This window comes from Curtobacterium sp. MCSS17_006, assembly GCF_003234215.1.
In the GTDB taxonomy this organism is placed as follows: domain Bacteria; phylum Actinomycetota; class Actinomycetes; order Actinomycetales; family Microbacteriaceae; genus Curtobacterium; species Curtobacterium flaccumfaciens.
On sequence record NZ_QKSO01000019.1, the window covers coordinates 24,410 to 36,523 of the forward strand.

A 12,114-nucleotide genomic window follows, 5' to 3' on the forward strand; every position below is an offset into this window, starting at 1 on the left:
AACGGTGCAACAGCCCGCGCACGCAACGAACGACGGGGTCGTTGTCGTACGACAACGACCCCGTCGTTCCACATCGGTCGGACCCACCCCGCCGACCGATCCCCCGCGGGCGTCACCGCACCGGCGACGCCTCCCGCGCGGCAGCCTCACGCGCAGCGGCAGCCGCCGCGTCCTGCGCGGCGAACGGCAGGTCACCGAGGTCCAGGTGCGGGTTCGTGTCCTGCGTGAGCACGAGCTCCTTCGCCTCGTCCTCGGTCTCCACGGCCGGCATCGACCCGGGCAGCGGGCGCTGCGAGGACTCCTTCATGCAGAAGACACCGATCGCTCCGACGACGCTCATCGCCATCAGGAAGTACGCCGGCGCGAGCTCGTCACCCGTCGCGGTGAGCAGCGCCTGCACGATCAGGGGCGTGGTCCCACCGAACACCGCGATCGCGATGTTGTAGGCGAAGCCCATGCCGCCGTACCGCGTCGAGGTCGGGAACAGCGCCGGCAGCGACGCAGCCTGGTTCGACACCCACAGCGCGGTCATCAGCGCGAGCAGCCCGAGGCCGGCGAGGGTCGACCACTGCGCCCCGTGCCCGATGAGCATGAAGGCCGGCACGACGAGCACGACGGTGGTGGCGGCACCGATCCACATCACGACGCGGCGGCCGAGGCGGTCGGAGAGCTTGCCGGTCAACGGGAGCATCACCGCGAGCAGCAGGAGCACGGGGATCGTCAGCAGCGTGCCGTCGATGGCGGAGTACCCGAGCGAGTCGGTCAGGTACGTCGGCATGTACGAGGTCAGGGCGTAGCCGACGGTGTTCGACGCGGCGACGAGCATGATCGCGATGACGATCGGGCGCCAGTGCTGGCGGACCATCGCGACGACGTTGGCCGGACGCTCACCGTCGAAGGACGCACGGGACTCGCTCGCGGCCTCCTGCGCGGCCTGGGTCGCCTGGAACACAGGCGACTCCTCGATCCGCAGCCGGAAGTAGATGGCCACGACACCGATCACACCGGCCGCCAGGAACGGGAAGCGCCAGCCGTAGGCGGTCATCGCCTCGTCGCCCAGGGTGAGCTGCAGCACCGACACGACGGTTGCACCGAGCGCGAAGCCCAGGTAGCTGCCGAAGTCCAGGATGCTCGCGAAGAACCCGCGACGGCGGTCCGGGGCGTACTCGGTGACGAAGGTCGTCGCACCGGCGTACTCACCACCGGTCGAGAAGCCCTGCGCGAGCTTCAGCACGACGAGCAGGATCGGGCCGAACACGCCGATCGTCGCGTACGCGGGGAGCGCCCCGATCAGGAACGTCGACGCCGCCATCATGATCAGCGTCGTCGCGAGCACCTTCTGCCGGCCGATCCTGTCGCCGAGGCGTCCGAACACGATGCCACCCAGGGGCCGCGCGATGTACGTCGCCGCGAACACACCGAGGCTGAACAGGATCTGCACCGAGGGTTCGGCCGTCGGCAGGAAGACCTTCCCCATCGTGACGGCCAGGTAGCCGTACACGCCGACGTCGTACCACTCCATGGTGTTGCCGACGACCATGCCGCTGACGGCTCGTCGCATCATGCTCTTGTCGACCACGGTGACGTCGCTCTCGCGCAGCCGTCGGTGTGGTCGGGTGTTGGTACTGCTGGGGTCGGAACCCATGCCTTGCTCCTCGAGAAGATCGGTGGGCCGTCGGGAACCGGCCCAGAACAGCGAGCGACGTTACCGAGCAACCGAAATGTCATTGGCCGGTGATTCTCAGGGAACGGCGTGTCACCCGAACGGGGGTCGCCGCCGATCCGCACCAGTCCGGCGAACCCGGAAGCTGAGTAACGACCCCGTAACATCGGCCCATGGCGATCGAACCCGAGACGAAGAGCTGGACGTGGGTCATCGAGACCGCGTGCCCCGAGTGCGGCTACGACGGCAGCGCCGTGACGATCCGCGACGTGCCGGGCATCGTCGACGACAACACCGCGGGCTGGCCCGAGGTCCTCACGCGCGACGACGTCCGTGACCGCCCGGACGACCACACCTGGTCACCGCTCGAGTACGGCGCCCACGTGCGGGACGTGCACCGGAAGATGGCGGAGCGCCTCGAGCTGATGCTCACCGAGGACGCCCCGACGTTCCCGAACTGGGACCAGGACGCCACCGCCGTCGAGGACCGTTACGGCGATCAGGACCCCGCGGTCGTCGCCCGGGGGCTGCGGGAGTCGGCGGACCGCGCAGCCCGGGCCTTCGCGGCGGTGCCCGACGAGGTGCTCGGGCGCACCGGGCTCCGGTCCGACGGCAGCGCCTTCACCGTCGCGACGCTCGCCACCTACTACGCGCACGACCCGGTGCACCACCTGTGGGACGTGCGGCGCACGCGCTAGACGTGGGGACCGCCGGCCTGGAGGCCCGGTGCGGCCCCGCCCCGCGCCTCCCGGCCGCCTGCGGTCACCCCCGGATCCGGGCGTACCGACCGGACTCGGGCGTACCTAGCGGAACCGGGCGTACCTACCGGAACCGGGCGTACCTGCCACGAAGAAACGACCAGGTATGCCCGAATCCACCCGCCATCGCACGCGTGATGGGAAGGATCGGGCGCTCAGGCGAGTGCGTCGAGCACGGCGCGCGCCGTCGCGGCGTCGGTCACCAGCTCGTTGACGAGCCCGCCCCGCACCGCGGCCACGATGCTCGTGACCTTGGCGCTGCCCACGGCGACCCCGACGGCGTGCGGCACGGTCGACAGGATCTCGCGCGAGGTCCGCACCATCCGGTCACTGCCGGGGAACTCGATCGGCGAGCCGTCCGCGGCGTAGAAGTTCAGGCAGACGTCGCCGGCCGCCCGGTCGAACGCGGCGTCCTCGACCGGGATGCCCCGGGCCAGTGCGTCCCGCGTGTGGGTCGGCGCCCCGATGCCGAGGATCGCGCCCTTCGCGCGGCTCCAGAGCCCGACGACGTGCTGGAACGCCGGGTCCTCGTCGAGGGTGGACCGCATCGCCGGGGACGGCAGCGCCTGGGCGAACAGGAACGCCGGGATCGCGCCGGAGTGCTCCGCGGCCGTCCGGGTGATCTCGTTCGTCTGGAACCACGGCATCGGGTCGGCCTGCCCGCCCACGGTCGGCACGAGCTGCACGCCGGGCATCGTCGGCATGCCGGACCGTGCGACGTCGTACACGGTGCGACCGGACGACATCAGGACGGCGTCACCGGGGACGAGTCCCATGCCCTCGACCGCGGCGGCCAGCGGCGCGGCCAGGTCGGCGCCGAGCGTGGCCGCGTGGGTGACGGCGGCGAGGTGCACCGCGCGGAGCCCGAGCACGACCTGCAGCCGTTCGGCGAGTGCCACGGTCTCGTCCTGGAACGGGTCGACGACCTCGATGCGGACGAGTCCGGCCTTGCGGGCCTCGGCCACGAGCCGCGAGACGGTCGGGCGTGAGACACCGAGGCGCGAGGCGATCTCGACCTGGGTGGCGTCCTCGAGGTAGTACATCCGCGCGGCCTGGTAGACGGTGTCCAGTGGGAATCGGGTCCGCGACGCGTCGGGGCCGGGGCCAGCGGTGCTCTCGGACGACATGGAGCAGGACCCTTCGACTCGATCGGACACCGCGATCGTAGTCCGAGCAGGGCTCAGCGGATCGTGAACCCGCCGTCCACACGGAGGTCCGCACCGTTCACCATGGCGCTCGACTCCCCTGCCAGGAACAGCACGGCCGCGGCGATCTCGTCGGGGGTCGCGAAGCGGCCGGTGGGGATCTCGTCCTGGTGCCGGATGCCGTTCTCGTTCGCCCAGGCAGCACGGCCGAGGTCGGTGAGGACGACGGTCGGCGACACGGTGTTCACGGTGACGCCGCGTCCGCCCCACTCGAGCGCGAGCACCGTCGTCAGGCCGATGACGCCGGCCTTCGACGCGCAGTAGGCGGCGTGCCCGTCGATGCCGACGTGGGCCGCCTGCGACGCGATGTTCACGATCCGCCCGTACCCGGCGTCGAGCATGTGCCGGCCGACGGCCTGCGCCACGCGGAACGTGCCGGTCAGGTTGACGTCGATGGTCGCCGCCCAGGTCTCGGCTGCCAGGTCCTCGGCCGGGGCGAGCGCGGCGATGCCGGCGCAGTTCACCAGCACGTCGACGCCGCCGAAGTGCCGGACGACGTCCGCCACGGTGCGGGTCACGGAGTCGGCATCGGTCACGTCGCAGGCGAACCCGGCGTGGAGGCCCGCGGCCGCGCCCGCCCCGTCGGTGGCGGCGTCCGCCCCGGCCGTCACGGGCGCCGCGGACGTGGGCAGGTCCGCCGCCGCCGTCATGGCGCCGTCGGCGCGGACGTCGACGACGGCGACACGGGCACCCCGTGCAGCCAGCGCCCGGGCGATGGCGTTGCCGATGCCCGACGCCCCGCCGGTCACCACCGCCGTGCGGCCGCTGAAGTCGTTGGTCAGGTCGATCGTGTCGGGGCCCGGTCGGAGGGCCGCGGCGAAGTCCGTCGTCATGTTCGCTCCCTTGCGTTCGGTGCCGAACCTACCAGAAATTGTGTTCTGGACAAACGTTCTGGAAGGTGTACAGTCATCGCCGAAGCCACCCAACGGAGGAACAGCTCATGTCGACGACGACCGAGAACGCGGCCACGACCGCCCCCACCACGATCCCCACGACGATGCGCGCCGTCGTCGTCCATGGCCCCGGTGACTACCGGCTCGAGGAGCGTCCCGTCCCGACGCCCGGCTCCGGGGAACTCCTGCTCCGCACCGACGCCGTCGGCATCTGCGCGAGCGATCTGAAGTGCTACCACGGCGCCGCGAAGTTCTGGGGCGACGAGAACCGTGCGGCCTGGGCCGAGCGGGACCGCATCCCCGGGCACGAGTTCGTCGGCACGATCGTCGCCGGTGACGACGCCGCCCTGACCAAGCGCGGCGTCGCCCTCGGTGACCGGATCGCCTGCGAGCAGATCGTGCCGTGCTGGGAGTGCCGCTACTGCCTCGAGGGCGCGTACTGGATGTGCAACGTGCACGACATGTTCGGCTTCAAGGGCTACGACGGCGCGATGGCCGAGTACGTGCTCGTGCCGGCGAAGGCGCTGACCCATCCGGTGTCGAAGGCGCTGCCCGGCCAGGTCGCCGCGTTCTCCGAGCCGCTTTCCTGCGCGTTCCACGCCGTCGAGCGCGGGGACATCAAGTTCGGCGACACCGTGGTGATCGCCGGAGCTGGCCCGATCGGCCTCTCCGCCATCGCCGGTGCGCGGCAGAAGAACCCGCTGCGGATCATCGCGCTCGACGTGGTCGAGGCGAAGCTCGAGCTGGCCCGCAAGGTCGGCGCCGACCTCACGATCAACATCGCCCAGGAGGACGCGGTCGCCCGGGTCAAGGAGCTCACCGACGGCTACGGCGCCGACGTCTACATCGAGGCCACCGGGCACCCGTCCGCGGTGCCGCAGGGACTGAACCTGCTCCGCAAGCTCGGGACCTTCGTCGAGTACTCGGTGTTCAAGGACGACGTGTCCGTGGACTGGTCGATCATCTCGGACGACAAGGAGCTCGACGTGCGCGGCGCCCACCTCGGCCCGCACACCTGGCCGGCGGCGATCAAGCTGCTCGAGGCCGAGACCCTGCCGATGTCGGAGATCTGCACGCACCAGTTCCCGCTCGAGCAGTTCCAGGAGGCCCTCGACCTGGTCGGCGACTCCGCCGGTGCCAGCGTCAAGGTGTCGATCATCCCGTCCCTGCAGGCCTGAGCCCGCCCACCCCTGGAGTCAGCAAGCATGTCAACGACGACACAGCGCGCCACCGGTGCGCCCACGACCCCTCGCACCGAGGGCCGCCTGGACCGGATGGGCATCCCCCGTCCGCTCGCCCTCGGGTTCGTCGCCGTCCTGGTCTTCATGACCGGGAACGGCGTCGAGTCGAACTTCATCACGCCGCACATGGTGGCGGTCCTCGGCAGCCCCGAGGCCACCGTGGCGACGATCGTCACGTTCTACAGCCTGGCCGCACTGATCGGCAGCTACATTTCGGGGGCCCTGTCCGACCTGGTCGGCCCGCGCCGCGTGATGATCCTCGGCTTCGCCGTCTGGGTCGTGTTCGAGGTCCTGTTCCTGCTGGCACTCGGCGCCGGCAGTGTCCCGTTCGCCGCCGTCACCTACGCGTTGCGCGGGTTCGGCTACCCGCTGTTCGCCTTCGCGTTCCTGGTCTGGGTGAACATCACCACCCCGGTCGAACGGAACGGCTCCGCGGTCGGCTGGTTCTACGTCGCCTTCACGGGTGGCCTGCCGACCCTCGGCTCGCTGTTCGCGATCGGTGCCATCCCGGTGTTCGGCGGCGGAACGGTCGGTGAGACCGGCGCGATGGTCGCCTCGATCGGTCTCGTCGTGATCGGGTTCCTCATCATGCTGTTCGGCGTCCGGCTGCCGAACGGGTTCACGCGCATCGCCCCCGCCGGCGAGAGCGCCTGGCAGGTGCTGACGAGCGGCATCCGCCTGACGGTCACGCGACCGAAGATCCTGATGGGCTTCCTCGTCCGCCTGATCAACACCGCGCCGGAGTTCGGCATGTTCGTCGTGCTCCCCGCGGTCATCGCGAACGAGCGCGGCTGGGGCCAGAGCCGCTGGCTGCTCATGACCGTCTGCGTGTACGCGACGAACATCCTGGTCAACGCCCTGTTCGGCTGGGTGGGCGACAAGATCGGCTGGCAGCGCACCGTCAAGTGGTTCGGCATCGTCGGCTCCGCCCTCGGGCTCATCGCCTGGTGGTACGTGCCGCAGCTCGTCCCCGCCGGTTCGGACTGGGGCTACGTGCTCTCCGTCGTCGCCGGGTGCGTGTTCGGCTGCCTGCTCGCCGGGTTCGTGCCGATGGGCGCGATCATGCCGGCGCTCGCCCCCGAGCACAAGGGCGCCGCGATGGCGATGTACACCACGGCCGCCGGGGGCGCCGCGTTCCTCGGCACCGGCGTCGTCGCCGCGGTCTTCGCCCTGGGCGGCGGCGGCCAGGCCGCCACGTGGACGTTCGTCGGCCTGTACGCCTGCGCGTTCGTGATGATCCACTTCCTCAAGGTCCCGCAGGGCGACCGAGGACACTGAGTTCCGGGCGACGACGGCCGTCCCGTCGTCGCCCGGTGCACCACCCACCACCATCCCCGGAGGACCCGCACCATGACCACGATCCACGACGACCCGGACGAGTTCGCCGAAGACCAGCTGAGCGGCTGGCTCGCGCTCTACGCCGACCGGGTCCGCGGCGTCCACGGCGGCGTCGTCACCCTGCCCACCGAGGGGGCCGCACCGCAGGTCGCCGTCGTCGTCGGGGGCGGCTCCGGCCACTACCCCGCGTTCTGCGGCGTCGTCGGCCCGGGCTTCGCCACCGGCGCCGTCGTCGGCAACGTCTTCACCTCGCCGTCGACCGCGCAGGTCTACTCGGTCGCCAAGGCCGCCGACCAGGGCCGCGGTGTCGTGCTGTCGTTCGGCAACTACGCCGGTGACACCATGAACTTCGGGCTCGCGGCCGAGCGGCTGCGTGCCGAGGGCATCGACACCCGCATCGTCGTGGTCACCGACGACGTCGCCAGTGCCGACGACGAGACGAAGCGCCGCGGCATCGCCGGTGACTTCTCCGTCTTCAAGGCGATGGGCGCCGCCGCTGCCGAGGGAGCCGACCTCGACGAGGTCGAACGGATCGGCCGGGCGTCGAACGCCGCGACCCGCACCATCGGCGTCGCGTTCTCCGGCTGCACCATGCCCGGTGCGACCGAACCGCTGTTCACCGTCCCCGACGGCCACCTCGGCCTGGGGCTCGGCATCCACGGCGAGCCGGGCATCCAGGACGTCCCGCTGCTCCGGGCGACGGACCTGGCGTCCCTGCTCGCCGAACGGCTGCTCACCGACCGCCCCGCAGCCGCCGGCTCCCGGGTCGCCCCGATCCTCAACGGGCTCGGTGACACCAAGTACGAGGAGCTCTTCCTGCTCTGGGGCCGGGTGCTGCCGCTGCTGCAGGAAGCCGGGCTCCAGGTCGTCGAACCCGAGGTCGGCGAACTCGTCACGAGCCTCGACATGGGCGGCTGCTCGCTGACGCTGCAGTGGCTCGACGACGAACTCGAACGGCTCTGGCGCGCCGACGCCTACACGCCCGCGTACCGCAAGGTGGCGGCGCCGGTCGCGACGCTCGTGCCGGCCGACGCGGTGGACGCCGCCGAGGACGAGGCGACGGTCGTGCCGGAGGCGACCGATGCCTCCCGGCAGGCCGCGCAGACCGTGCGAGCCGCCGTCGAGGCGATGGACGCGCTCCTGCGCGAGCACGAGGAGACGCTCGGCCGCATCGACGCGGTCGCCGGGGACGGCGACCACGGCCGCGGCATGGTCAAGGGGATCGGTGCGGCGCGCAAGGCGGTCGACGGGCTCGGCCCGGAGGCCGGGGTCGCCTTCGTCCTCGGACGCGCCGGTGACGCGTGGGCCGCGTTCGCAGGCGGCACCTCCGGTGTCCTGTGGGGCGCCGCACTCGAGGCGTTCGGCCGCTCCCTCGGCGACGACCGCGAGTCGTACCAGGCCGCCGACGTCGTCGACGCGGCGCAGGCCTTCGCCGACTCGATCGTCCACCTGGGCGGGGCGTCCCGCGGGGACAAGACGCTGCTCGACGCGCTGCTGCCGTTCGTGGACGAACTGCGCCGGGCCGTCGACACCGGCGCACCGCTCGTGGCAGCGTGGGAGACCGCGGCGCGGGTCGCGGTCGAGCAGGCCGAGGCCACCGCCGACCTCACGCCGAAGGTCGGACGGGCCAGGCCGCTGGCCGAGAAGAGCCTGGGGACACCCGACGCGGGTGCCACCTCGATGGGGATGATCCTCACGCGGATCGGCGAGGTCCTCGCCGCCCGTGCTGACAAGGAAGGAACACACGCATGACGTACCGTCTCGTGATCGGGTCCGACGACGCCGGGTTCGACTACAAGGAGATCATCAAGGCCGACCTGCTCGCCGACGACCGGGTGTCGGACGTCACCGACGTCGGCGTCGACGCGGACGGCCACACCGCCTACCCCCACGTCGCCGTGGACGCCGCGCGCCTGGTGGCGAACGGCGAAGCCGACCGGGCGATCCTGATCTGCGGCACCGGCCTCGGTGTGGCGATCAGCGCCAACAAGGTGCCGGGCGTCCGCGCCGTGACCGCGCACGACTCCTACAGCGTGGAGCGGTCGATCCTGTCGAACGACGCCCAGGTGCTCTGCATGGGGCAGCGTGTCGTCGGCATCGAGCTCGCCCGCCGTCTGGCGAAGGAGTGGCTCGGCTACGAGTTCGACCGTTCCAGTGCCAGCGCCGAGAAGGTCAACGCCATCTGCGAGTACGACGGCAGCGCACCGGCCGGGGTCGACGCCCAGGCGTAGGCAGGGTTCCGCACGACACCGGTGTTCGCGCGCTGAACACGCCCGTTCGGGTGTTCGACACGCGAACACCGGTGTCTTGCGAGCCATCCCGCGCCGCCGATCAGCCGCGCGCGGCCAGGCGGTGCACGACGGCCTTCGTCGCCTCGTACAGCTCGCGGTAGTCCCGGTAGCCGGCCTCGTACGCCGCGGTCGCCGCAGGGTCCGGTTCGATCACCGTCGCCGGCGGGTTCCACGCACCGATGTCCACGGTGTCGCCCGGCCCGGCGACCAGCTCGGCAGCCAGGTACGCCGAGCCGAAGCACGCACCGATCGTCACGCTCGGCACCGTCTGCCGCAGCCCGGTGACGTCCGACACGATCGTGGGCCACAGCCGTCCGAGCAGCCCGCCGCCGGCCCCGACGAGTTCGCGGACCTCGACCCCGGCGTCGCGCAGCGCCTCGAGGTGGTGCCGTACCGCGTACGCCGTCGCCTCGAGCGTCGCCCGGTAGATGTCCCCGCGCGTGTGCCGGACCGTCAGTCCCGCGAGCACTCCGCGGGCGTCGGGGTCGGCGATCGGCGTCCGCTCCCCCGCGAAGTACGGCAGCATCAGCAGCCCGTTCGCCCCGATGCCGGAACACCGCGCTTCCTCGAGCATGGTCGACCACTCGCCGTCGACCAGCCGTCGCAGCCAGTCCGTGATCGCCCCGGAGGTCGCCATCCCCCCGGACACGCTCGGCTGGCCCGGGTGCGTGCCGACGGTCGTCCACATCCCCGGCACCGCCATGGGTTCGGCCGTCGGCACGATCATGAACATCGTGGTGCCGTACTGCAGGAACATCCGGCCCGGCACGGACTCACCGACGCTCACGCCCTCGGCCCAGGCGTCGATGGTCCCGGCCGTCACGGGGATGCCGGCCGGGAGGCCCGTGGCCGCGGCCGCCTCGGGTGTCACGACGCCCGCCTGGTCGCCCGACCACAGCAGGCGCGGCATGGCGAGACCGGGTGCCAGCCGGTCGCACCACTCCGGGATCCACCGGTTCACGTGCACGTCGTAGAGGGGTGTCGTCTGACTGGCCGAGTGGTGGTCGAGGACGTACTCGCCCGTCAGCCGCTCGACCACGCGGGACGACGGCATCGTGAACCGGGCGGCCCGCGCCCAGACGTCGGGTTCGCGCCGGGCGAGCCAGGCGAGCTTGACGCCGGCGGCCTGGGTGCTCAGGGCGGACCCGCAGCGGGCCCGGATCGCGTCCTCGCCGCCGAGCTCGGCCGTGACGTCGTCGAGCAACTCCGCCGTGCGGGTGTCGATGCCGTACAGGATCGCCGGACCGAGCGGCGCACCGTCGACGTCGGTCAGCAGCGCACACGGTCCGATGCCACTCACGCCGACCGCCTGCACCTCGACGTCGGGCACGCGGTCGAGCAGGGAGCGGGTGAGGGTGGTGAACTCCTCCCACCAGACGTCGGAGTCCATCTCGACCAGGCCCTGCTCGGGGCGGTCGACCTCGTGGCGACGGCTCACCTCGGCGAGCACGGTGCCGTCGAACCGGGCCAGCAACGCCTTCGTGCTCGACGTCCCGATGTCCAGACCGAGCACCGCTCGCATGCCGCCTCCTTCGCCGCCACACGACCGCCGCCGGTCGCGCCACGAGTCTACGAGCGACGCCCAGCTGCCTGTCGGGGGCCGGACGTACGGTACCGACGACTCCAATGCTCCACGAGGGGAACCCGATGAAGAAGTCAGCCTGGCTGCCAGCCGTCATCGCACCGGTCGTCGTCGCCGGCGCCGTTGCCGCCCCGATGATCGCGAACGCCGCGAACGACCCGATCGCGGGGACGAACCCCAGCGCGGCGGCCGTCATCGCCAGCATCGCGAAGTCGTCGGACGCCCAGTACTCGGGCAAGCTCTCGCAGACGAGCGCACTCGGGCTCCCCGAACTGCCCACCGGGTCCGGCGGCTCCTCGCTCGAGGGCGACGCCTCCGACGTGCTCGGGCTGCTCACCGCGTCGCACACCGCCCGTGTCTACGTCGACGGCCCCGACAAGCAGCGCGTCCAGCTGACGCAGCAGCTCGCCGAGCAGGACGTCGTCCGCAATGGCTCGGACGTCTGGACCTGGGACTCGAAGGAGCGCACGGCCACGCACGTGACGCTGCCGAGCGACACCGCGAAGGACCCGCGGGACGGCACGACCACCCCGGCGGACATCGCGAAGCAGGCCATCGACGCGATCACCCCGACCACCACCGTGTCGAAGCCGACCGAGGTCAGCGTCGCCGGACACGACGCCTGGCAGATCACCCTGACGCCGAAGTCGTCCGACACCCTCGTCGGAGCCGTCCGGCTGGCCGTCGACCAGCAGACCGGACTCCCGCTCCGCGCGAGCGTCCAGGCCGCCGGCGCGGACGACCCCGCGGTGCAGGTCGGGTTCACGAGCCTCGACTACGGCGCCCCGGCGGCCCGGCTCTTCGACTTCACCCCGCCGTCGAACGCCAAGGTCACCGAGAAGGACCTGTCCGACGCCGGATCCCACGCGAAGGGCGAGCACGGCGACCACCGTGGCACCCCGAGCGGTGACGAGCCGACCTTCACGGGCACGGGCTGGAGCACCATCGCCGAGCTCCCCGCCGGCACGGTCGACCGGTCCGGGCTCGAGGGCGAGGCCTCCGGCCTGCTCGACCAGCTGACGAAGCCCGTCGACGGCGGCCGTGCCGTGCAGACGTCGCTCGTGTCGGTCTACCTGACCGACGACGGCCGGGTGTTCGCGGGCGCCGTGCCGGTGGCCTCGCTGGTCGCCGCGGCGAAGTGAG

At 71.7% G+C, this 12,114-nt stretch carries 10 protein-coding genes; 6 read left to right on the forward strand and 4 right to left on the reverse strand.

Annotated features, from left to right (window positions below; translation table 11 throughout):
• Window positions 1-112 precede the first annotated feature (112 nt).
• On the reverse strand, window positions 113-1,645 hold the full coding sequence (locus DEJ21_RS16155) for an MFS transporter (protein ID WP_111225281.1): 1,533 nt from the start codon (window positions 1,643-1,645) through the stop codon (window positions 113-115).
• Window positions 1,646-1,836: 191 nt separating this feature from the next.
• Here DEJ21_RS16155 and DEJ21_RS16160 point away from each other — a divergent pair, with 191 nt between their 5' ends.
• Window positions 1,837-2,361, forward strand: a complete 525-nt coding sequence (locus DEJ21_RS16160) for a DinB family protein (protein ID WP_111225282.1) — start codon at window positions 1,837-1,839, stop codon at window positions 2,359-2,361.
• A gap of 215 nt (window positions 2,362-2,576) precedes the next feature.
• Here DEJ21_RS16160 and DEJ21_RS16165 read toward each other — a convergent pair whose 3' ends face one another.
• Both DEJ21_RS16165 and DEJ21_RS16170 read right to left on the reverse strand, forming a co-directional pair.
• Complete coding sequence (locus DEJ21_RS16165) at window positions 2,577-3,548, reverse strand: sugar-binding transcriptional regulator (protein WP_027466226.1); 972 nt, start codon at window positions 3,546-3,548, stop codon at window positions 2,577-2,579.
• 53 nt (window positions 3,549-3,601) lie between these two features.
• Window positions 3,602-4,459, reverse strand: coding sequence for a GolD/DthD family dehydrogenase (locus tag DEJ21_RS16170; RefSeq protein WP_111225283.1), 858 nt, complete (start codon window positions 4,457-4,459; stop codon window positions 3,602-3,604).
• A 107-nt stretch (window positions 4,460-4,566) separates the two neighbouring features.
• On the opposite strand from DEJ21_RS16170, the gene DEJ21_RS16175 reads away from it, so the two are divergent.
• From DEJ21_RS16175 to DEJ21_RS16190, 4 genes are all read left to right on the forward strand, one after another.
• Window positions 4,567-5,697, forward strand: coding sequence for a zinc-binding dehydrogenase (locus DEJ21_RS16175; protein WP_111225284.1), 1,131 nt, complete (start codon window positions 4,567-4,569; stop codon window positions 5,695-5,697).
• 27 nt (window positions 5,698-5,724) lie between these two features.
• Window positions 5,725-7,038: an MFS transporter gene (locus DEJ21_RS16180; protein ID WP_220036586.1), complete on the forward strand. Its 1,314-nt coding sequence runs from the start codon at window positions 5,725-5,727 to the stop codon at window positions 7,036-7,038.
• 72 nt (window positions 7,039-7,110) lie between these two features.
• Window positions 7,111-8,850, forward strand: a complete 1,740-nt coding sequence (locus DEJ21_RS16185; protein ID WP_111225285.1) for a dihydroxyacetone kinase family protein — start codon at window positions 7,111-7,113, stop codon at window positions 8,848-8,850.
• Window positions 8,847-9,329 (forward strand): ribose-5-phosphate isomerase, encoded by a 483-nt coding sequence (locus DEJ21_RS16190; protein ID WP_111225286.1) that lies wholly within the window; start codon window positions 8,847-8,849, stop codon window positions 9,327-9,329. The genes DEJ21_RS16185 and DEJ21_RS16190 overlap by 4 nt, the downstream gene beginning before the upstream one ends.
• A 100-nt stretch (window positions 9,330-9,429) precedes the next feature.
• Here the strand turns inward: DEJ21_RS16190 and DEJ21_RS16195 are convergent, their stop codons facing one another.
• A complete protein-coding gene (locus DEJ21_RS16195) occupies window positions 9,430-10,911 on the reverse strand; it encodes an FGGY-family carbohydrate kinase (protein WP_111225287.1) in 1,482 nt (493 codons plus the stop codon).
• Between the two features lie 125 nt (window positions 10,912-11,036).
• On the opposite strand from DEJ21_RS16195, the gene DEJ21_RS16200 reads away from it, so the two are divergent.
• Window positions 11,037-12,113 carry an outer membrane lipoprotein carrier protein LolA gene (locus DEJ21_RS16200; RefSeq protein WP_146247819.1) on the forward strand — a complete coding sequence of 359 codons (1,077 nt, stop codon included), beginning with the start codon at window positions 11,037-11,039 and terminating at the stop codon, window positions 12,111-12,113.
• Window position 12,114 lies beyond the last annotated feature (1 nt).